Genomic DNA, 23,411 nt, shown 5'->3' with positions numbered 1-23,411 from the left:
TTATGGCTTGGTTACACGCCGTATTTGTGATTGCCATAGCCGGAATCACAACATTGGTAATTATGAAGAGGAAATTTAAATGACAAAGATCGAACAACTTGAAAATGAATTAAGCGAAAGTTTGAATGCTCAATATGTGTTGGGTGAAAAGCTGAACAACAGCATTAAAACGCTGAGAGAGATTGAAAGTCTGCTTGAGACCATAAACGCTAATTTAAAACACTCAAAAGCCTATATTGCTACCTTAGAGCAGGAAAACGAGACGCTTAAGTCGTCATGCGAGGCATGGATAAAACGCGCCATCATGCTCGACTTTAAGGTTTTAAGTGCTCGTAATGCGGGCCAACGATAGCAGCCGAAACACTTGTGACAAACACAAATTTATTAAAAATAACGCGCTTATACAAGCTCGTAGCAGAACCGATACATTCAGCAACTCTTCACGATACATTATAAAGATAAAGGAATTACCCAAATGAATAAGCTCCAGCTCACAGTAAGTCAGATGTTGATGGCGATGACCCTAGTGGTTTTGCTGTCCATGCTACTGCTTTCCTTTGTGGGGTTGCGTAATGTTCAGCAACTCAACGAGGGCATAACTTTCGTTGCCAATACCGGACAGGCCCTACGCAGGCAGATGGATGCAGACATGATGCACGATGCCATCCGCAGCGATGTTCTCGGCGTTGTATTAGCCAGCCTGGACGGACATACCGAAAAGATGAAGGCAATCCAGGATGAGCTAAACGACCACATCGCGCGCTTTAACAAGAACTTTGCCGACAATGCCCAGGCTCAGTTGGACGCGTCTGTCAAGCGCCAGATTGAGACCATTATTCCCGTTGTAAACTCCTATACCCAGCAAGCTCAAGCGGTCGTCGTAGCTGCAATTCAAAACGGAAAGGTTGAAACGGATGCAAGGGCGACTTTCGATCACGAGTTCAAGGCATTGGAAGATGAGATGGAGAAGCTCGCCGACCTGATTCAGAAAGAAGCCGATACGGCACAGCAAGCCGCGGATGACCGTGTATCCGGTAGCCGCATAAATACCCTGCTGATTCTGGCTGTGTCGATGACTGTTTTTAGTATGCTGGCTTGGTATATCTTCCGTCGTATTGCGCATCCCCTGGCTGCTTTGGTAAAGATTACCCAGGAAATCAACCATACCGGAAACTTTGGCATACGCTCGGATATTCAAACTGAGGATGAGCTGGGACACGTCGCGTCTTCCTTCAACAGTATGATGGACTCTTTGCAAAGCGTGCTGTCTGACACCAATACCGTTATGGGAGCGGTAGCCAAGGGCAATTTCACTACGCGGGTAAACGTCGCCGCGCGTGGTGACTTGAATTGTCTGAAAGAGAACGTTAACGCCAGCGTAGACAAGCTTGAACTAACCATGGATGCGCTTACCGAGGTCATGAAAGCCCTGTATGAAGGCGATTTTACCAAACGGGTTGATGTCAGGGTCGAAGGCGAATTCAAACTGACTGTCGATAACGCAATGAAAGCGATGCAAACCATGCTGGACGATGTGGGTGAGATTATGGCCGAAGTTGCTCAAGGCGACGTCAGTCAGCGCGTTAAAGCCGAAGGACGCGGCGATCTTGCCAAATTGAAAGATAACATCAATATCTCTCTCGATGAACTTAGTGTCCTGAGCGACATAGCGCATATCGCCAAAGCACTGTCCGAAGGGGATCTGACTCAAACCATCCACAAGAACTATCCAGGCACTTATGGTGAAGTGATTACCGGCATGAATAGCATTGTAGAAAACCTCAAAGACTTGGTAGGAGACATCAAGGACTCCACCGACACCATCGGTAATGCGGCTAAGGAAATCGCAGCGGGCAATAATGATTTATCTCATCGCACTGAGGAACAAGCCGCCAGTCTGGAAGAAACTGCCGCCAGCATGGAAGAGCTGACCTCTACCGTGCAGCAAAATACCGCAAGCGCCCGACATGCCAACGAGCTTGCTGCCGGCGCGTCAAACATCGCCGGCAAGGGTGTGGTAGTGATTGATCAGGTTGTCACTACCATGGAAGGCATCAACGAAGCCTCCAGTAAGATTGTAGACATTATCTCGGTCATTGACGGTATCGCTTTTCAGACCAATATACTTGCCCTTAACGCCGCGGTCGAAGCGGCTCGGGCCGGTGAACAAGGCCGTGGCTTTGCCGTTGTTGCCGGTGAAGTGCGTAACCTCGCACAACGCGCCGCCGCTGCAGCGGGAGAGATTAAAAGCCTGATTGGCGATTCGGTAGAGAAGGTTGAAGGCGGTACTAAACTGGTGGCCCAGGCAGGTGTAACCATGGAAGAAATTGTTAATGCCATTCGCGGCGTTACCGTCATCATGGCCGAGATCAGCGCGGCCTCAATTGAACAAACATCCGGTATCGAACAGGTTAATCAGGCCATCACTCAAATGGACGATGTGACCCAGCAAAATGCCGCCCTGGTAGAGCAAGCCGCAGCTGCCGCAGAATCGCTGGAAGAACAAACGCATCACCTGTCGGGTACCGTAGCGAATTTCAAATTACACGATAATGTAAATAGTTCGGGCGGTTCTTTTAATGCGGCTCCGGTACAAAAAGTAACAACAATAGCCAAGGCAAATGTCAGTAAAAAGTTAGCAGTAGCCAAGCCATTATTAATGACTTCCGTCGGCGATGAATGGGAAGAGTTTTAATATCGTCGTTGCTGCGTGTGGGCTCATTGGTATTGCGCCCACGGTTTAGCGCAAATGACGGCATGCCGACCTTACTCGCGCCACAGCACCAAAAATTCAGCAATTTTTCTTTACGACACGTTATAGATGCCGATGAATATCACCATTACCCTGCCACGCCTATGTCCTGCGCAGTCCGCAAGCTTGCTGCCGCTATCGATGTTCATTTAAAAATGGCGCTGATTAGATTAGTAACAACATGGGCGGCAAAGCCAATCAAGGCCGACAAAAAACATCCGCCTGTAATCCCCGGAACGGTACTGTTGTTTATTGCTTTGACGCTGGTTGTACCTTTGATAGGTTTGACCAGTATCATGCTACATGGTCCTAAGATAGAGCTCGATACTTATGCCAATCTGGAAACCATTGCCCGCCTCAAGTCTGACCAGGTTAAAAATTGGCTGGACGAACGGCATGGCAATGCCGCATCGCTGGCGGCATCTACCGGTTTCGCAACCCAGGTTGGTCAATTTGTGGGTCGGCAACAGGATGTTGAACTCTCCGGACCTATTCGGGATAACCTCAATACGCTACGTACCGCTCATGGTTTCGATAGCATTCTCTTGCTGGATAATGACGGCCGGTTGTTGCTCAAGTTAGGCGAGCATGCTGATACGCCTCCCGCTTTGCAAGAGCAGCTACATCAGGCAATGACCGATAAATCGGTGCTACGCGGCGAACTTTACCTCGATAGATCCGGCGCGGTTCATCTGGACTGGGTGGTGCCGGTGATTGTTTCAGAGCCGCAAAGTCCCCGCCGTGTAGTGGCCGCAGTCGTGTTGCGTGCTACCGCACAGCATTTTCTTTATCCTCTGATTCAGGCTTGGTCGACTGCCAGTCCCGCCACTGAAATCTTGCTGGTTCGTCGTCAAGGCAATTCCGTTATTTTCCTAAACGAATTGGATCGTCGTAGCGGCACAGCCATGACGCATTTATTATCTTTAAACGATCCGGACCTGCCGGCCGCGGCCGCCATTCATGAGGCCCGGCCCGGCACCATCAAAGGCAGGGATTACCGGGGCGTCTCAGTGCTGGCCGCTTACCGGCCGGTGGCCGGGACGGCTTGGCATATTGTTGCCAAGGTTGAACGCGATAATGTGCTGGCGTCGCTGAGAGCATTAATCTATTGGATTAGTTGGGTGGCTTTTTTTTCCATGGTGACACTCAGCGTGGCACTTCTGTTGTTCTGGAGAGAGCAAAAACGCGTGCAAAGCTTGGCTTTGCTCGTTGAAAAGAGGAAATCGGACGATCTGCTCAGGCATTTTTTCGACTTGCCGTTCATCGGCATGGCAATTACTTCACCGGAAACAAAACGCTGGCTGCAATTCAATGATCGCCTGTGCGATATTCTGGGTTATACCCGTGAAGAACTCGATGAGAAGGATTGGGCGGAGATGACTCATCCGGATGATCTTGCTTTGGATATTGTTCAATTTGAGCGTGTTATGCAAGGAGAATGTGAAGGTTATACCAAGGAAAAGCGCTTCATTCGCAAGGATGGCGCTGTCGTGCATACCAGTCTCGATGTCAAGTGCGTGAGACAACTCGATGGCACAGTGAGCCTCGTTGTTGCCACGGTAGAAGATATCACCGGCAGAAAATACGCCCAGGAACAACTCAGGCTCTCCGCCAAAGTGTTCGAGCAAAGTGCTGAAGGCCTGATGATTACCGATGCCGACTGCAATATTGTAAAAGTAAACCATGCCTTTACCGTTATTACCGGCTACAGCGAGACTGACGTAATAGGCCGGAATCCGCACCTGCTATCCTCCGGGCAACACGATCAGGATTTTTTTCTCGCCATGTGGAAACATCTTGCCACGATTGGATACTGGAAAGGCGAAATATGGAACCGGCGTAAAAACGGTGATGTATATCCTGAAATGCTGAGTATCAGTGTAGTGACGAATGAGTCCGGCGAAGTATCCGAATACGTTGCTGTCTTTTCCGACATATCCCAGATCAAGGCTTCCGAAGCCCAGCTTGAGTTTCTTGCGCATAATGATCCTCTCACCGCTCTTCCCAATCGGCGACTGTTGTTTTCCAGGATTAAGCATGGCATTAACATGTCGTGGCGGGAGGGAAAACAATTTGCTGTGCTGATGCTGGATCTGGATCGTTTTAAAGATGTCAACGATAGTTTTGGCCATTTCGCGGGTGACCAACTGCTGCAACAAGTCGCCGAACGACTGTCTTCACGATTGCGCGAGGTAGATACGGTCGCTCGCCTGGGTGGTGATGAATTTACCGTGATGCTGGAAGATATCACTCGCCCGGAAGATGCGGCACGGGTGGCTGATGAGATCATTGCCGACTTTAGCGAGCCCTGGCAAATTCCTCCTTATGGCGAAGTACGGATCGGTGTCAGTATTGGAATCAGCCTCTACCCGCAACACGGCTACACGCCTGAAATACTGCTACAGCAGGCCGATACCGCACTTTATCGGGCTAAAGCCCAAGGGCGCGGTTGCTATGCCTATTTCTCCAATGAGCTGACTGTCGGTGCGCGCGAACGCATGGAGCTGGAAGCCCGACTGCGCCGGGCAATTGTGCAGAATGAATTGAGGGTTTATTTTCAACCGCAGGTTGATATTGCGACCGGCAATATCGTGGGTGCCGAAGCGCTGGTTCGCTGGCAAGATCCTGCAGAAGGACTTATTCCTCCCTTGCGCTTCATTCCCTTAGCGGAAGAAACCGGCTTGATTATAGCGATTGGCGAATGGGTGCTGCGGGAAACCTGTCGCCAGGGCCGGCAGTGGCTGGATGCCGGTTTGCCTGCTCTGACCCTGTCGGTCAATGTTTCGCCTCACCAATTCAAGCGTTCCGACATGAGTACCTTGGTCACTGCCGTATTGGCCGAAACCGCCTATCCGGCAGAATGGTTAGAACTGGAGCTGACCGAAAGCGGATTAATGGAGTATCAGGATCAGGCAGTCGAACTGCTCAATAATCTGCGCGCCCAAGGTGTCCGTTTGGCCGTTGATGACTTTGGCACCGGTTATTCATCGCTGGCTTGTTTAAAGCATTTTCCATTGGACGTGCTGAAAATCGACAAGAGTTTTATTGATGAGATCCCTAACAGTTCCGACGACATGGAAATTGCAGCCACTATTGTCGCAATGGGCCGTATCTTGGGTTTTAAAGTGCTTGCCGAAGGGGTGGAAACGATAGAACAGCTGGATTTCTTACAAGCACAAGGTTGCGATTTATACCAGGGTTATTTAAAAAGCCGCCCGTTGCCGGCAGAGGACTTCGCCGTACTGTTGCAAGAGAGTACGGCCAGCCCCCGGAGTGATCGCATTTGATTTTTTAATATTCAAATAAATCAATAAACCGCCTTACCGGCGGGAAGTGTCGCCATCATTCAACTAATTGATTTTATCGTGTCTTTAAGCAGGGCGGGATTGCCCTGTATGAGCACTGGCGATGCTTGTCATATTAAAAGCATGAACACTACATTCAAATTTACACATAAATAATAAAAATAAATTAACTATGACTTTTACACAGATCATTTTTTGGGCCAAGAATTCTCTATTTTTCTTGTTTCTTTTTACCCTACACGTGCCTGCGGCAAATGCGGCGGCCGGTGCTGCCAGTGTTTCCGACGAACATATCCGGCAGATTGTCGAGGAACAGCTGAAGAAAAAAGATCAAAAAATTGCCCAACTCGAGGCCCGACTCCAGCAATTGGAGCACGCGCCAGCTGTAGTGGTTACCGCTCCCGTGGAACCCGGCGCAGCCGTTAACGAAAAATCTGCTGAAAAGACACCGACTGAAACGGGAACAGCGCCTGATGCCAAATCCGGGTATGCCATTGTCAATAAGCTCGGTGATTTAACCGAGGAAGTGGAAGCGCTTAAAGACGCGGCAAAAGAAAAAGGCCTGGACATTAGCGGTTTTTTTGACGTGAATGCTAAAACCGATAACTCGACAGACCAGACTTTTAGCGTGGGTTCGGTTGAGATTGATCTGGAGTATAACCATAGCGACAATTTTGCTGCCAGCTCGGCTTTGGTACTGTGCGGCAACTCATCGGGCGCCGATTTTTCAGCGCCGGCCGCTATTACCTGCGGGGGCAGTGGCCCCGGTGGCATTGGCGCGGGTGGCGCGGGCATTGCTGTTGCCGTGATCGATTACCACCTGTTTGACCACTCCATTCCTCCCAGAGGCCGAATTTTTAATGCCGCGGGCCTTCATGTTCAGGCCGGGCGTTTCGACTTGCCGTTCTCAAGCGATTATCAAAATTTCGCCAATTCCGATCGCGAGACCATCACGGCACCGATCACCACGTCAAGAATGCAATTTGGAGGTTTTAACGGTGACGGCGTTCGTTCTTACGGCGCCTGGCATGAGTTTAACTATTCCGTATTTTGGACCGATGCCATGTATGCCAACGATGGCACGTCCCTGGGCGGGCGCTTGGGCGTGTCGCTGGGCAAAAACGCGTATCGCACCCATAACAACACCGGCGAAGGCGTCGAGTTTGGCGTTTCACACTTGAGCGACCTTGATAAAAACAGAAACATCAGGCATTCCGTGTATGGTGCCGATCTCAGTTTCGGCTACCGTTTTTTAAAGCTGCAAAGCGAATTGATGTGGCTTAACGCGCATAACAGTTTCGTACTCGACAATGGCGATGGCACTGTCAGCGACGTCGGGAAGCCCGACGAACTCGGCTATCACACCACGTTGCTGGCCGATCTTGAACGTTTTATCCGTTACCCGATCACCGCTTTTGCCCGCTATGGCCGATGGCAGCCTCATAACAGGATTGCCTACGACTATGATGGCGCAACACTGGTCGCTATCAATAATGTATCCGCTTTAACGCTTGGCTTGAATTACAAATTCAATGACTATTTCAGGCTTAAATTCGAGTACACCGATTCCTTGGGCACCTCAACGCAGGAGCGTTACTTTGATGAAAAACTGGGAATAGCGCAAATGGTTGTGTCGTTTTAATAGGGATATGACTATGAAACAGCTTAAAAAACGTAGCGTTGGTTTTGAGTCCTTCGACGGCGCCCGGGAGCGTCTTGTCGAACGGCCGACGCATGAACGCAATCGACGGGTTCAAAGGTTCATGATGGTTATCGGAGGCTGCGTACTGTTTTCGATGTCTGCGGTGCAAGCGGCTGACAATCCGCACACGATTGCCGCCGGCAAGTCCGGCGACTGTGCCGGTTGCCATGTCGCCCGAATTCATTATGACAACGTTGAAGCGCTGAATACCAAAAATAAGCGCGTCGATTTAAACGCTTTCAATAATGACGGCGTAGCCATGTGTTCAGGGTGTCATAAAACGGAGGATGGCCATAAAGTAGGCTTAAAGCTGGATTTTGAGATCCCGGCCGATATGCCGTTCAATAAAAAGAACGCGCTATCCTGTTTAACCTGCCATTACACGCACGGCGATTTGACCAGCGCCAAGCCGCAAGCCAGCTTCAGCTTTATGGATCGACTGCTTAATGATGATCGGTTGCACAAGAGTTTTTTACTGCGCCGCAATAACGTCGATGGCGAACTTTGCTTAATTTGTCACAATTCAAACCAGGAGTCCAAGTAATGTCCAGAATGCCTTTTAAACGCAGTCATATTTTCATCAACAAAGCCATCCAGGTCCGCTTTATTGCAGGCGCTTTGCTGATGATTTTGTTATCGGGATTGTGTTCTGCCTTATTGATTTTCTGGATAACCGGCGGCGATTTGCAAGCGCAATCCCAATCCGCGCATGCCAATATCGCCAATAGCTGGGAACGGCTGGGGCTATCCATCTTGATCAGTAACGCGGTAGCCATGATTATCGCCGGAACCCTCGCCTGGTATTGGGTCTTGCATGCCACCCATAAAATCGTCGGGCCTCTTTATCGCTTTGAAAAAAACTGCGAACACATCGGCGAGGGTAATTTTGACGATTATGTGTCGTTGCGGGAAACGGACCAGCTTCAGGCGCTGGGCTTGGCTTTTACCCATATGGTCGATAAGTTACGCACTCGAAAAAGTGAGCAGCAGGAAGTGGTTGCCAGGATAAATGCCCAGGTTGAGCAACTAAAGCTTGACCAAGGCATGACCGGACATCAGCTTGGCGAACTAAATGAACTGACCCGGCTGATCAAACAGCTTTAACGTTGAGGATTGCCATTTTTCGGCATAACTTAAAGGTCATCTTGGTAGCTGCTAAAATCCTTGAATATTTGAGACAGAGCCTGAGGTATCCCCACGAATTTCCCAAACTCGCCGTTCCGGCAGGGACAGATATTTGCTCCTGCAATATCTGCATTCCCCACATCCCTGTGGGTTATGCCGGAATCCAGTGCCATGCCTGTCCTGAGCGTAGTCGAAGGGGATGGTAACTTTGGTGACTTTCCAGGTGCTTAATAAAAGCGGGTGGTATTTTAAAGTTTCACATCCTTGTGACTGGAGTCCGGCATCCCTGCCGGCATGACGACTTTTCGGCTATGTTGTATATATTGAATGCGCAAAATATCAAAAACCTGTTGTTTTATAAACTTATTTTATAGGGATGCCTCAGAGACAGAACCCATAAAAACTCCGGCATACTTTACTGCCGTGAGAAATAACTATAATTACCGCTAAGCAACAATAATTGACGGATATGGGTTCGCTCAATAAAAATACATCGGCAAGCGGCAACGCGTCGTCGAATGGACGACTTGTTTTTTCTTATCACGGTTGGTCAGGGTTGTTTTAAATCTCCATATTCTGTACTGTCAGCCAATGCGTAACGTCCAGGTCTTTAAACTATGGTAAAGAATGCGGCAGTTACACTTTTTTGTTCCTGAGGGTTTCTAATGCAAAATCAGCAAACACTTACAATCGATGGAAATCAGGCCGCCGCTACGGTAGCCCACAAACTCAACGAAGTCATCGCAATCTATCCGATAACGCCGTCATCCAATATGGGCGAATGGGCCGACGAATGGTCGTCTCGCGGACAGGTCAATTTATGGGGGACGGTGCCGCAGGTGACCGAAATGCAAAGCGAGGCCGGTGCAGCCGGAGCCATCCACGGCGCGTTGCAGGCCGGATCGATGGCGACCACGTTTACCGCCTCCCAGGGTTTGCTGTTGATGCTGCCCAATATGTACAAAATTGCCGGTGAATTAACGCCGACAGTATTCCATATTGCCGCCCGTTCGCTGGCCTGCCAGGGCTTGTCGATTTTTGGAGACCATAGCGATGTGATGTCGGCGCGCATGACCGGTTTCGGCATGCTGTGTTCCAATTCGCCGCAGGAAGTCATGGACTTTGCGCTGATCGCCCATGCCGTAGCGCTGGAAGGCCGCATTCCGCTGATGCATTTTTTCGACGGCTTCAGAACCTCACACGAAGTCGCCAAGATTAAACTGCTTGATGACGACATCATGCGGGCCATGATTAACGAAGAGTGGGTGAGGGCGCATAGAAGCAGAGCATTGACGCCCGATAGTCCGGTGTTGCGCGGCACGGCCCAGAATCCCGATGTGTATTTTCAGGCCAGGGAATCGGTCAATGCCTATTATCAGGCGATGCCGGGAATCGTGCAGGCTGCAATGGATCGTTTTGCCCAGCTGACCGGCCGGTCTTATCGTTTGTTTGAATATCTGGGTTCGCCGGACGCCGAGCGCGTCATCGTGATGATGGGCTCAGGCGCGGAGGCGGTCGCGGAGACGCTGGATTATCTCAACCGTCAGGGCGAATCGGTCGGCTTGCTTAAAGTGCGGTTATACCGGCCCTTCGATGCCGCCAGCCTGTTAGCAGCGCTTCCTGTCAGTTGCCGCAAAATAGCGGTGCTCGATCGCACCAAAGAGCCCGGTGCGGATGGAGAACCGCTGTATAAGGACGTGCTTGGCGCGCTGGCCCAGGATTTTATCGGCGGCGCGGCCAAATTTTCGGTGCTGCCGAAAGTGGTTGGCGGCCGTTACGGCCTGTCTTCCAAGGAATTCACGCCCGGCATGATCAAGGCGATTTTCGATGAATTGAAACAGGCGCAACCGAAAAATAATTTCACCATCGGCATCCACGACGATGTCACGCACACCAGCCTGGATTGGGATGCAAGTTATCGCACCGACGCACAGGCCGAAACTTTCCAGGCTATGTTTTACGGCTTGGGCAGCGACGGCACGGTCAGCGCCAATAAAAACACCATTAAAATAATCGGCGAAGCGACCGATTTGCACGCTCAGGGCTATTTCGTTTACGACTCGAAAAAATCCGGCGCGATTACCGTCTCGCATTTGCGCTTCGGTCCCAAGCCGATACGCTCCACTTACCTGATTGCCGAAAACGACGCCAACTTCATAGGCTGCCATCAGACGATTTTCCTGGAGCGCTACGACATGCTCGCCAATGCGGCGGAAAACGCGGTATTTTTGCTGAACTCGCCGGAGTCGGCGGAACAGGCTTGGGCGTCGCTACCCGCTAAAATGCAGCGGCAAATGATAGCCAAAAAAATCCGCTTTTATGTGATCGACGGCTATGAAGTGGCCGAAAAAAGCGGCATGGGCAAGCGCATCAATACCATTATGCAGACTTGCTTCTTCGCCATATCCGGCGTGTTGCCCCAAGAGCAGGCGGTTACCGCAATTAAACACGCGGTCGAAAAAACCTATGGCAAAAAAGGTCGCCATATCGTCGAACTGAATTTCAAAGCCATTGATGAAACGTTGGCCTGCTTGCATGCCGTGCCGCTGCCGACACAGGTCAGCAGCCAATTCGACATTCAATCCACGATCAGCGATGCCGCGCCCGATTTTGTCAAACGGGTGACGGGAGAAATTATTGCCGGACGGGGAGATGCGTTGCCGGTCAGCGCGATGCCGATTGACGGCACCTTTCCAACCGGCACGGCGGCTTATGAAAAACGCAATTTGGCATTGGAAATCCCGGTCTGGGAAACCGATCTGTGTACCCAATGCGGCAAATGCGTCATGGTTTGTCCGCATTCGGTCATTCGCAGCAAAATTTTTCCGACCGAGGTCGTGGCCAATGCGCCCGCAACCTTCAAACATGTAGCGATGTTGGGCAAGGATTTTCCGGCCGGTTTGGAAATCAGCTATCAGGTTGCGCCGGAAGATTGTACCGGCTGCACGCTGTGCGTCGATATTTGCCCGATCCGGGATAAATCCAACGCCAGCCGCAAAGCCATCAATATGCAGCCGCAACCACCGTTGCGTGAAGCCGAGCGCGACAATTGGGATTTCTTCCTGTCTATCCCCGAATACGATCGCAGGCTTTTGAAAACCAACACTATCAAAGGTTCGATGGTGCTGCAGCCGTTGTTCGAGTTTTCCGGCGCGTGCGTGGGCTGCGGCGAGACGCCGTACATAAAACTGGCATCGCAGTTGTTCGGCGATCGCATGGTGGTTGCCAATGCCACCGGCTGTTCGTCGATTTACGGCGGCAATTTGCCGACGACGCCGTGGACCAAAAACCCCGAAGGCCGGGGGCCTGCATGGAGCAACTCCTTGTTTGAGGACAATGCGGAATTCGGTTTGGGCATGCGCATCGCTCTCGACAAGCAAAACGAATACGCCAAGGAGTTGCTGGCCTCATTGCGCGAACCGTTAGGCGGAGAATTGGTCGATGCGATACTGAACGCAGATCAGTCCGATGAAGCCGGGATTTACGAGCAACGCGAGCGGGTTGCGGCACTCAAACAACACTTGCAATCGTTGACCGATCAAGCCGCCCAAACGCTGCTCCAGTTGGCGGACAGCTTGTGCAAGAAAAGCGTCTGGATTATCGGCGGCGACGGCTGGGCTTACGATATCGGTTTTGGCGGTCTCGATCATGTCTTGGCGAGCGGGCGCAATGTCAACATTCTGGTGCTGGACACCGAGGTTTATTCCAATACCGGCGGGCAGACGTCCAAATCGACACCGCTAGGCGCAGTGGCAAAATTCTCTGCCGGCGGCAAAGCCACGGCTAAAAAAGATTTGGCATTGCTGGCGATGGATTACAGCAATGTTTATGTCGCTCATGTCGCTTACGCAGGTAAAGATACCCAAACCCTGAATGCGTTTTTGGAAGCGGAAGCCCACGACGGCCCGTCCATTATTATCGCTTATGCGCCTTGCATCGCACACGGCGTGGATCTGTCCAACAATCATCGGCAGCAAAACCTGGCCGTCAAAAGCGGGCATTGGCCGTTGTTCAGGTTCGATCCCGGCAAAATCAAACAGGGCAAGAACCCGATGCACCTGGATTCTGCGGAACCGTCGATTCCTTACCGCGATTTCGTCAAAACCGAAACCCGTTTCAGCATGTTGTGGCAAACACACCCTGAAGATGCAGAGCGTTTTCTGGAACAGGCGCAGCAGGATGTTAAAAACCGTTATCACTATTACAAACAACTGTCTGAGCTGGCGTGGAACGAATCGACCAGTGTTTCAGCGGTGAAAGCCCAACTCAAAAGCGAAACTGCCAAGGAGACCGACAATGGTTGATTTAACGACTGATTATTTAGGCTTGAAACTGGCTAACCCCTTGGTGCCGTCAGCGTCGCCGTTGAGCAGGGACACGGACAGCGCGCGCAGACTGGAAGACGCAGGCGCATCGGCGCTGGTGATGTATTCGCTGTTCGAGGAAAAAATCGAAGCCGAGGAACATCAAATGGACCGGTTTTTTTATAATCAATCGATTGGGCATAATGAATCGGATTCGTTTCATCCGATGCCGGATAACATCCAGACTTATCAAGAGCAGTATCTGGAGCATTTGCAACAGCTCAAGTCCACCCTGGCGATTCCGGTCATCGCCAGTTTGAACGGCACGTCATTGAGCGGCTGGGTCGAGTACGGCAAGCAATTGCAACAGGCGGGTGCCGACGCACTGGAGCTGAATATCTATCATCTGGCCGCCAATAGCGATGAAAGCGGCGACGCGGTCGAACAACGTTACCTGGACATATTGCAGGAATTGAAAGGGCAGGTCAGCGTGCCGATTGTGATGAAGCTTTCTTCGCAGTTCAGTTCGCCTATTCATTTTGCCAAACGTCTGGAGGCCGCCGGAGCCGACGGTATCGCTCTATTCAACCGTTTTTACCAGCCCGACATCGATCTGGAAACTTTGGAAGTGGTGCCAAAACTGGAGCTGTCATCTTCAGCGGAAGCGTTGTTGCGCATACGCTGGACTGCGTTGCTGTATGGACGGACCAAGCTGTCGCTTGCGGTAACCGGCGGTTTCCACCAGACACCCGATGTGTTGAAAGCGCTATTGGCCGGAGCCGATGTGGTGCATCTTTGCAGTGTGTTGTTAAAGCATGGCTCGGGTCGTTTAGCCGAAATTCTGATAGAAATGGAACAGTGGCTGGGCGAGCATGAATACGAGTCAGTCAGCCAGCTAAAAGGCAGCGTCAGCCAGCAACATGCCATCGATCCCAGCGCTTACGAACGGGCCAATTATGTGCAGGTGTTGGATAGTTATTCCAGCCCGGCAGGGGTGTTGAGGTAGTTTTTGTTGCTCGATTCGCATTCCCATGCGGCGCGCCACTGCCATTAAGTTAAGGATTTTAGTGAGCGCTAGTGCGCTAGTTCCCAAGCTCCAGCTTGGGAATTCAGTGCGGGAAGCTCCAGCTTCCCATCTCACGAAGCTGGAGCTTCGTTAACTGGGTTACCAAGCTGGAGCTTGGGAACCAGCGTAATGATCAGTGATTAATTTAGAAAAAATCCATTAGATGATTCTCAATAGCTAGGTTTAGCGATTGTCGTCTTCAATAACACGCAACAAGTGGAGTTAGCAAAATGACAAAACAGCGGCTGGTAAAGCAATTTTGTACCGCTCGTGACACAGCCTATCGACTGTCGGAACTGGCGCCGATAGAGTTCGAACCTGCCACGAATATTTCCGATCCCTCGGTGTTCATAGACACGACCGTCAAGTTTCAAGAAATTCAGGGCTTCGGAGGCGCTTTCACCGAAGCGGCGGCGGTAACCTTAGATAAAATGCCAAGCCACTTGCGGCAAGAAATTATGCAAGCCTATTTCTCTCCAGACACGGGCAATGCCTATACCTTATGCCGAACCCACATCAACAGCTGCGATTTCTCGCTTGGAAATTACGCCTATACGGAAGTGGACGGCGATGTAGAACTTAAGCATTTCAGCATCGAGCATGACCGGCAAGCCCTGATTCCGATGATTCGCGAGGCCATCGATTTGTCCGGCGGCACATTAAAACTGTTCGCTTCTCCCTGGAGCCCGCCGGCCTGGATGAAAACCAATGGCATGATGAATAACGGCGGCAAGCTTAAGCCGGAATATCGCCAAGCCTGGGCGGATTATTACGTTCGTTACATTCAGGAATACGGGCAAGAGGGCATACCGATTTGGGGGCTGACCGTGCAAAACGAGCCGGAAGCCACGCAAACCTGGGATTCCTGTATTTACACCGGCGAAGAAGAGCGGGATTTTGTCAGGGATTACCTAGGCCCAACCCTTCATGATGCCGGGCTTGGCAATGTGAAAGTGATTGTCTGGGATCACAATCGCGACCGGCTGTTCGAACGCGCCAAGGCTGTGCTGGACGATCCGAAAGCCGCTCACTATGTCTGGGGCGTCGGTTTTCATTGGTATTGCGGCGACCATTTCGACATCGTGCAGCTGACTCATGACGCCTATCCCGATAAACACCTTATTTTCACGGAGGGTTGCCAGGAATGCGGACCGCATCTCGGTTCGTGGGATACCGGAGAGCGTTATGCCCACTCGATCATAAACGATCTTAACCGCTGGACCGAGGCATGGGTGGATTGGAACCTGGTTCTGGATGAAACGGGTGGTCCTAACCATGTCGGCAATTTCTGTAGCGCGCCGATTATTGCCGACACCCAAGCCGGAGAAATACTCTATCAAAGCTCTTATAACTACATCGGCCATTTTTCCCGTTTCATCCGGCCAGGGGCTCGCCGGGTGGCCTGCGCCAAAACCCTGGACAGCCTTGAAGCAAGCGCATTTTTGAATGTTGATGGGACTGTGGCCGTCGTGGTCTTGAACCGCACCGAGCAGGCGATTGACTTCGTACTAAAGAGCCAGGGATTACAGGGTAAAACCTCAATACCGGCTCGGGGGATCAAGACTTTTGCTTTTTAATAACGGCTGGGTAAGTTGTTTATGCCCGACATTTGCATATATCAAATGTCGGGCAACGAAAGCTGTTGCCCGACCTACTACTATTGTATGATGATATGTAAGATCGTATTGATGAAGTGGCAAAAATCGAATACCCAAACGTTTTGAGAATAACTTGATTACGAATATCACAATAAAAAACTATAAATCCATTATAGATGTTCCTTTATCACTTTCACGAGTGAATGTTTTCATTGGTGAAAATGGCGCTGGAAAAAGCAATATATTGGAGGCAATAGCCTTAGTCGGCGCAGCATCAGCAAACAAATTAGACAATGAGTTTCTTGCTTCAAGGGGCGTAAGGATTACGCAAGCAGAATACATGCGCCCAGCATTTCCCGGAACTAATTCGACAGAGTCAATTTCTATTTCCGTCGTTGACTCACACGGTGAATCCAAAGAGTTTTTGTTATCTAACGATAATGAACCTTATTCGAAGTGGGAGTGCAAAGTTGCTGACAATGCAATAGCATCGTTAGGTTTAAATGGTTTGATCGAAACAGTTAAAGATTTTTCTACACATGCAAAGGAAAATGGGACAAATAAGGACGAAGCCAAAAAGATAGTGCTTGAATTTGTTGATACTATTGTCCGCAATCTATCTGATTCATCTCCATCAAAAGCAGAGTCTAGCGAAACCGAAAGTTTTTTTAGCAGCACCTTCAAAATGGAAAGTGAAAATGATAATAATTTAAAAAGAAAATTTATTGAGTTAATTTTATCGAAAACACATCTTTGTAAAGAACTCGAAAATTTTATTATCTATTCTCCAGAACATACCGCATTACGCACATTTCAACGTGAAGGGCAAGTAGAACCATTAGGTATTAATGGCGAAGGTCTACTAAAACTCATTTCGGTTATCGCTGAAGACAGCGACAAATCGTGTTTGGAGGAAATTAAAGCGTCGCTCAAGCTTTTGGGATGGTTTGAAGATTTTAAACTAATAAACGACATCATGTCTTATAGCCGTATGGAGGTTAAAGACAGCTATATTGATAGTGAGAAGCGATACTTCGACCAGATGAGCACCAATGAGGGCTTTCTCTTTTTACTCTTTTACTTCGCAGCCATTACCAGCAAACTTACCCCCAAGTTCTTCGCTATTGACAATATTGATGCCTCTCTAAACCCAAAGCTATGTGAAGGGTTAGTAAAAAAAATGGTCTTCTTTGCCAAAAAGCATGACAAACAGATTGTCCTAACTACCCATAACCCAGCAACATTAGATGGTTTAAATCTTGATGATGATGAACAGCGCCTATTTGTTGTTTCTAGAGGCCGATCGGGTGAAACCAAAGTAAAACGTATAAAAAAACCATTATCAAAAGAAGGTTCATCTCCTGTCCGATTATCCGAAATGTTCATAAAAGGTATTTTGGGCGGCCTACCAAAAGGCTTTTAGAGATGAGCAGTTTTGCTTTGATTACAGAGGGTATTACAGATCAAATAACTCTTGAAACGATTTTATATGAGCACTATGACAGCGATTTAGAAATAACCTCCATACAACCCATTAGAGATGCGACAGATGAAAGTCGACAACAGGATAGTGGTGGCTGGGAAAAGGTGTTTGAATATTGTACATTACCAGACTTTCAAGATAGTTTTTTATTTAATGAATATGTCGTCATACAAATTGACACTGACTGTGCAGAACACGTCAATTTTGGAGTGGCTATAACCGACAATGGCAAAGATAGACCTCAGATCGATATTATTAATGACGTCATAAATCTACTTATCTCTAAGATTGGTGAAGATGTCTACAGCGAATATAAAGAGAGAATATTGTTTGCTATATCTGTACATTCACTTGAGTGCTGGTACCTTCCGCTTTTTGAAACATTAAGAGCAAAGCAATCAAGAAGCAAAAATTGCGCTGGGCATTTATGTATAGCAGTTGCCAAAAGAAATATATTTTATAAAAAAGAATACGAAGTTTATAAAAATTTGGCTAAGGCATTCAAAACTAAAAACGCTATTAATCAATGTATAAAATTAAATGAAAGCTTCGGTATTTTTATTAGAAGTTTGCCAAAATTTTAATGCGATGATGGGTGAAAACCTTAAGATATGTTGTCTTTGTCAGACATGATTACCAATTTAAACCCTATTTAAAATTTGGAACATTGATCCTGATCGAGGCGATGTAAAAAGCCATATAGGGTATGCTGTGCGTACCATTGAACTAGCCGAAGAACTGCTACAGTGAGTATCACCAATTAAACTGCTCTGAAATGCTACTAGCCGCAAACCAAAACACTCGGCTTCACATAAACCTAAGGAGGCATTAAAAATGCACCCCTTTATCCAACAACATCAATCCGCTATCGCTGAACTCTGTCGACGTTATCACGTACAACGGCTTGAAGTGTTCGGTTCAGCCGCACGGGGAACCGATTTCGCCCCGGACCGCAGCGATGCCGATTTTTTGGTGGTGTTCTCACCGTCTGCCGATAGCCCTACGCTAAAAGTATTTTTTGGCTTACAAGCCGACTTGTCGCAAATTCTTGGGCGAGCCGTTGATCTGGCGGAAACCTCCGCTCTGCGCAACCCCTATGTTCAAGCCAGCGTCAATCAAAGCTGCGAAGTCGTCTATGCAGCGTGATCCATGGGCTTATCTTTGGGATGCAAGGGAGGCGGCCGCAGCAATCTAACCATCTGATTTGACGGATCAAGTAAGCATCGAACCGATTTCCCTGTATTATGGTTAAAAAATTAACCTGACTCACATGAACTACCAACCGCCCTATACCATCACTCCAACCATCCTGAACTTGGTCGCGGAAATCAGCGAACTGATCGGTCGCTATACGATGTTGGCCGAGCAAAACCTGACGCCGCGCCTGCGCCGGGAAAACCGGATTCGCACGATTCAAGCTTCGCTGGCTATTGAAAACAACACGCTGACCTTGGAACAAGTGACTGCGGTGATTGACGGCAAACGCGTGCTAGGTCTGCCGCGCGAAATTCAAGAAGTCCGCAACGCATTTGCCGCCTATGAGGCGATGGATAATTGGCATCCGGCTTCTGAAGCCGATTTGCTGGTTGCGCATGGTTTGCTGATGTCGATGTTGGTTGACCAGCCGGGAGTATTTCGCTCCGGCGGTGTCGGCATATTTCGGGGTGAGCATCTGGTGCATATGGCGCCGCCTGCCGACCGGGTGCCTTATTTGATGGCCGATTTGCTGGATTGGCTGAAACGCAGAGAAGAGCACCCGTTAATCAGCAGTTGCCTGTTTCATTACGAACTGGAATTTATTCATCCTTTCGCCGATGGCAACGGTCGCATGGGGCGATTGTGGCAAACGCTGATTCTTCGTCAGTGGAAACCCTTGCTGGGTTATTTGCCGGTAGAAACTGTCATTCGCGAACGGCAGAACGAATATTATCGAGCGCTGGCCGAAGCGGATGAGCGCGCCGATGCCGCGCCGTTTGTCGAGTTCATGTTGCAAGCTCTGCGGGATGCTATGCGCGAGGCGGGTGATACCGATCAAGTAAGCGATCAAGTTGCCGACCAAGTAAAAATGCTGCTTGAGGCCATTGGCAACAACGAACTGAGCGGTTCCGAGCTGATGAGTGCATTGGGCTTTTCTCATCGTCCGACTTTCAGGGCAAACTACCTAAACCCTGCCATGGAAGGCGGCTGGCTTGACCGCACCCAACCCGGTTCTCCTCGAAGCCCGACGCAACGCTACCGCTTATCCGCAAAGGCCAGGATCTGGCTGCAAACCAGGAATGAAGAATGAGGATTATAAGACTTGCATTATCGCTGACTAATCAAAACACGACTATTTTCCGCTGATCAATAACTTCGCCTATAACACAGGCCTTGGCTACACCGTTTTGATGCAGAGCTTTCAGGCATGAATCCGCCTGATCGAAAGGCACTGAAAACAACAGCCCGCCGCTGGTTTGGGGATCGAACAGCGCCGGAAACTTTTGATTACTTATCTCGGCATCCAATACTGCGCTTAAAGACCGATAATTTTCCTCGGCAATAGAAGCGTAATAGCCTTTGACAAATAATTCGTCAACACCGTCGAATAAGGGGATCGCCTTGTAGTCGATTTTAACGCCCAAAGCCTGATCGGTATTTTTCCCCATCATCTCAAAGGCATGGCCTAGCAGGCCGAAGCCGGTAATATCGGTGCAGCCGGAAACGCTAAAGGACTTGATGATTTCCATCGCGGTTTTGTTGGATTGCAGCATGCTTGAAAGCGCCTGATCCACCAGTTTGCCGTTGGCCTGGGCCAGCATATTGGCGGCGAAGATTACGCCGGTGCCGATGGATTTGGTCAGTATCAGCCGGTTTCCGGGTTGAGTGAGCTGTTTTCTTAAAACCTGTTCCGGCGCGACTTCGCCCTGGACGGCAAGCGAAATGGCAAGCTCCGCGCCTTCGCCGGTGTGGCCGCCGACCAGGGAGGCGGCGCTTTGGCTCAGAATATTCAGCACGCCCGACATCAGTTGAAAAATATCTTCCTGCTGAATCTTCTTGTTTGCAGCACCGAGCGTCAGGCCGACTTGCGCGGTCTTGGCAACGCCGCCCATCGCGTAGATGTCGCTTAATGCATGCTGGGTGGCAATTTGCCCCAGCAAGTAAGGGTCTGAAATAAACGAGCGGAATTGATCGATGCTTTGCAGGCACAGGCTATGCTCGGAAAGCCGGGTCAACGCGCAGTCTTCGCCATCCTTGACGCCCAGCAAAACGGCGTCGTCTGTGGGTATGTCCAGCTTGTTCAGGCTTTGCATTAACGTGGAGGCACCAAGCTTGCTGCCGCAGCCGCCGCAGGTGTTGCTTTCCCAATCTTCGGGGACCAGCGTGGTCTTGGGCACTGGCATGGTTTTATCGAAATGCCGGGGCTTTACGCTGAAAGTCCTGGCCTGGAAGCGCTTCATAAAGCGCCTGTCGATGCCGTCCTTAACCGTCCACAATAATGAAGGCCACATCCATCTGAGGATTGATGCGCTGTCTTGATGCACCAAGGCTTTACGCTCGCCTATAGTGATCAAAGACAGCACATTTTTCTTGGGATGAAAGGTTTTTAACGCGGGTTTTTCGGTGAAATAGGCGCGGATATTGTGCTCAAGCACCATGCCTTGCCGGACCGCATAAACGCCGGCCTTTTTCAACGGGGACGGCGAAAAATGTATGCAATCTCCGGCGGTAAACAGGTCGTGTTCGTTTTCAACCAGCAGGTTTTTGTTGACCTTTACAAAACCGTCCGGGCTCACCGGCAGTCCCGAGTCTTTAAACCACTGCGGCGCGGCGGCTTGCGTAGCCGTCAGCACCCGATAAAAATCTTTCGTCTGGATCAGTCCTTTATCGTCTTTAAGCATCAGGCCGTTTTCCTGTTCTTTAAGCGCCTGGGTGTTTTTAAAGACTTTTATGTCCAGCTCTTTAAGCGTTTTTGACAGTCTTCTTTGGGCTGAAATATCTTTGGCTGAAACCAGGAATTCATGTCGGTGGATAAGGCTCACTTCGGCATTCCAGTTATGTTGGTCGATCAACATTTTCAGGATAATCGATATTTCAACGCCGGATGCACCGGCGCCAACAACGGCGATCTGTAGAGATTTGCTACCTTTGTAAGCTTTCAGGTCGGCGATCAACCGCTCCCAGTGTGCGATAAACCTGGAAATCGGTTTAAGCGGGATAAGCTTTAACGCCGCTTCTTCTGATGAGTTTTCTAGGCTTTTAGGGGCTATGCCGACGTTAATGGACGCGCAGTCGTAACCGACTTCCACCCTGTTTTCCAGCCGGATTTTTTTTCGTTGCGGATCGATGCCGATGATGTTGGCCTTGATAAAGCGCTGGCCGAGTTCTTCGCAGATGCGTCTTAAATCGAAATGGCATTCTTCATAGGAATAATAGCCCGCCAAGTAGCCGGGTATCATGCCGGAGTATGGCGAATGCGTTTGGTCGGATATTAAAGTAATCCTAAGCCCGCCAATCGGATTCATGGCCAGCATTTTCAAGACCTGAATGTTGGCATGCCCGCCGCCGAGCAAGACCAGGTCTGAAACTATCGGGGTTGAGTTGTTATTCATGCAGATGTATGAGTCCGATTATGCTCAAACTCGTCATACCCGCCGGGCACAAGTGTTTACACAAGTACCGGCCCCTTCTCCCTTGAGGGAGAAGGTTGGGATGAGGGGGATATAAACGGTTATTTTTATTCTCCTCACCCCAACCCTCTCCAGCAGGAGAGGGAGCTAGGTCGGCTTGTAACTTATTGTATTTATAATACAAAAAATTTGTGGAGATATTTATGTCCGCCGGGAGCGGGTATCCAGTGTCATGGATGGTAATCTCAACTCCATCCATGCCGGAATGACGATCTTGACTTGTGTGGACCATATTTTCCTACCGATCAAGTTTTTGATGGAATGTTCTTTCTTGAGAATCGGCTAAAAAATCCAAACAGTCTTGCCAGCAGCCTTTAAACAAGGTCTTCCGTGATTTTAATGACAGCGAATGGATATACAGTTTGTCGTAATAATGCGTCAGCAGGCGCTCAATCCAGTCGAGATAAGCGTCTGCATAAGCCTCATTCAGCACATCGAATTGGAACGATTGGCTCAGCATGGTCTTAATGTTATCGCACTCCATGCCGCCCAGCTTGTTCCTGATCCGTTCAACATTTTTGGCAAAACTTGCTTCCAGTTCGGGTAACGGCATGCCGCCTGCAAAAGGCGCTTGGACATATTCCTTAAAGATTTCCAATGCCCGAACCCGGGCCGGTGTTTCGATCATCACCATCGGCGCAGGGACCATCCGGGCATAAAACAGGTCAGGCACATGGCATCGGCCGATATTGGGGCTTTCATCCTCCAGCACAAAGTTATCGGCAATTTGATATAACGATTGCGCCAACTTGTTTTCAAACGTGGCTTGCTGGGGCTGGCTTCTGCCAACATAGGCTCCGAAAGCGCTGCCGCGATGATCGGCAAGCGCTTCAAGATCGACAAAGTGCCGGAGCTGATGGATTAAGCGGGTTTTGCCCGATCCGGTCATGCCGGACAGGACGACAAAGGGCGCGGGATTTTCTATGGCCTTAAGCGCCTCATGCCTTAAGCCTTTGTAGCCGGAATCGACCCGTAAAACTTCAAGCCCGTTTTGATAGACCCAATCCTGGGCTAACCGGGAGCGTAGGCCGCCGCGCCAACAAAAGATCAAAGCGGGATGCCGGGGATGGCTTTTAATCGATTCGCACCATTGCTGAATCATTCGCTCTTTATAATCGCCGCTGACCAGTTTGTGCCCAAGCGCTTTGGCGGCTTCCGAGCCTTCGGTCTTATAGGTCAGTCCCACATCATGGCGATGGGCGTCTGAAAGTATCGGGATGTTTAGCGTGTTTGCAAAGTGCGCTTTTTCATATTCTCCCTCCGACCTTACATCGATCATAGTTACTTGTTTATTGGTACTAAGCAGGCTAAAAGCTTCGGCAGCGGGAAGGGTAGGGTGGTTCATATTGAAATTATGGTCAGCAAGAATTCGCCTTAATATAACAGAAACGGCTGGCGATCTTCTTGCT

The 23,411-nt window shown here is 49.7% G+C and carries 15 protein-coding genes; 13 read left to right on the top strand and 2 right to left on the bottom strand.

The window, feature by feature from the left end; translation table 11 throughout:
- Positions 1-79: 79 nt before the first annotated feature.
- From Q8L79_RS16590 to Q8L79_RS16530, 13 genes are all read left to right on the top strand, one after another.
- The gene (locus Q8L79_RS16590) at positions 80-352 is read left to right on the top strand and encodes a hypothetical protein (RefSeq protein WP_305273508.1); all 273 of its coding nucleotides are present in this window, start codon (positions 80-82) and stop codon (positions 350-352) included.
- A 123-nt stretch (positions 353-475) separates the two neighbouring features.
- A complete protein-coding gene (locus Q8L79_RS16585; protein WP_305273505.1) occupies positions 476-2,695 on the top strand; it encodes a methyl-accepting chemotaxis protein in 2,220 nt (739 codons plus the stop codon).
- Positions 2,680-6,039 carry an EAL domain-containing protein gene (locus Q8L79_RS16580; protein ID WP_305273503.1) on the top strand — a complete coding sequence of 1,120 codons (3,360 nt, stop codon included), beginning with the start codon at positions 2,680-2,682 and terminating at the stop codon, positions 6,037-6,039. The genes Q8L79_RS16585 and Q8L79_RS16580 overlap by 16 nt, the downstream gene beginning before the upstream one ends.
- 190 nt (positions 6,040-6,229) lie before the next feature.
- Entirely contained in the window at positions 6,230-7,699 is a 1,470-nt protein-coding gene (locus tag Q8L79_RS16575; RefSeq protein WP_305273501.1) for a hypothetical protein, read from the top strand.
- Positions 7,700-7,712: 13 nt separating this feature from the next.
- A complete protein-coding gene (locus Q8L79_RS16570; RefSeq protein WP_305273499.1) occupies positions 7,713-8,303 on the top strand; it encodes a cytochrome c3 family protein in 591 nt (196 codons plus the stop codon).
- The gene (locus Q8L79_RS16565) at positions 8,303-8,863 is read left to right on the top strand and encodes a hypothetical protein (protein WP_305273497.1); all 561 of its coding nucleotides are present in this window, start codon (positions 8,303-8,305) and stop codon (positions 8,861-8,863) included. The genes Q8L79_RS16570 and Q8L79_RS16565 overlap by 1 nt, the downstream gene beginning before the upstream one ends.
- A gap of 686 nt (positions 8,864-9,549) precedes the next feature.
- Complete coding sequence (gene nifJ / locus Q8L79_RS16560) at positions 9,550-13,188, top strand: pyruvate:ferredoxin (flavodoxin) oxidoreductase (RefSeq protein WP_305273495.1); 3,639 nt, start codon at positions 9,550-9,552, stop codon at positions 13,186-13,188.
- Entirely contained in the window at positions 13,181-14,194 is a 1,014-nt protein-coding gene (locus Q8L79_RS16555; protein WP_305273493.1) for a dihydroorotate dehydrogenase-like protein, read from the top strand. The genes nifJ and Q8L79_RS16555 overlap by 8 nt, the downstream gene beginning before the upstream one ends.
- Positions 14,195-14,484: 290 nt before the next feature.
- The gene (locus Q8L79_RS16550) at positions 14,485-15,831 is read left to right on the top strand and encodes a glycoside hydrolase family 30 protein (protein ID WP_305273492.1); all 1,347 of its coding nucleotides are present in this window, start codon (positions 14,485-14,487) and stop codon (positions 15,829-15,831) included.
- 154 nt (positions 15,832-15,985) lie between these two features.
- Positions 15,986-17,275 (top strand): AAA family ATPase, encoded by a 1,290-nt coding sequence (locus Q8L79_RS16545; protein WP_305273490.1) that lies wholly within the window; start codon positions 15,986-15,988, stop codon positions 17,273-17,275.
- Between the two features lie 2 nt (positions 17,276-17,277).
- Positions 17,278-17,919, top strand: coding sequence for a hypothetical protein (locus Q8L79_RS16540; protein WP_305273488.1), 642 nt, complete (start codon positions 17,278-17,280; stop codon positions 17,917-17,919).
- A gap of 250 nt (positions 17,920-18,169) precedes the next feature.
- Complete coding sequence (locus Q8L79_RS16535; protein ID WP_305273486.1) at positions 18,170-18,481, top strand: nucleotidyltransferase family protein; 312 nt, start codon at positions 18,170-18,172, stop codon at positions 18,479-18,481.
- A 124-nt stretch (positions 18,482-18,605) separates the two neighbouring features.
- Positions 18,606-19,622, top strand: a complete 1,017-nt coding sequence (locus tag Q8L79_RS16530; RefSeq protein ID WP_305273484.1) for a Fic family protein — start codon at positions 18,606-18,608, stop codon at positions 19,620-19,622.
- 31 nt (positions 19,623-19,653) lie between these two features.
- Here the strand turns inward: Q8L79_RS16530 and selD are convergent, their stop codons facing one another.
- Positions 19,654-21,924 (bottom strand): selenide, water dikinase SelD, encoded by a 2,271-nt coding sequence (gene selD / locus Q8L79_RS16525; protein WP_305273482.1) that lies wholly within the window; start codon positions 21,922-21,924, stop codon positions 19,654-19,656.
- Positions 21,925-22,240: 316 nt separating this feature from the next.
- Positions 22,241-23,347 (bottom strand): tRNA 2-selenouridine(34) synthase MnmH, encoded by a 1,107-nt coding sequence (mnmH, locus tag Q8L79_RS16520; RefSeq protein WP_305273480.1) that lies wholly within the window; start codon positions 23,345-23,347, stop codon positions 22,241-22,243.
- Between the last annotated feature and the right edge of the window lie 64 nt (positions 23,348-23,411).

Source organism: Methylobacter sp. (assembly GCF_030680395.1).
GTDB lineage: Bacteria > Pseudomonadota > Gammaproteobacteria > Methylococcales > Methylomonadaceae > Methylobacter_A.
The sequence above is the reverse complement of the archived record's forward strand: the minus strand, read 5'-3'. Positions and strand labels throughout refer to the sequence as shown.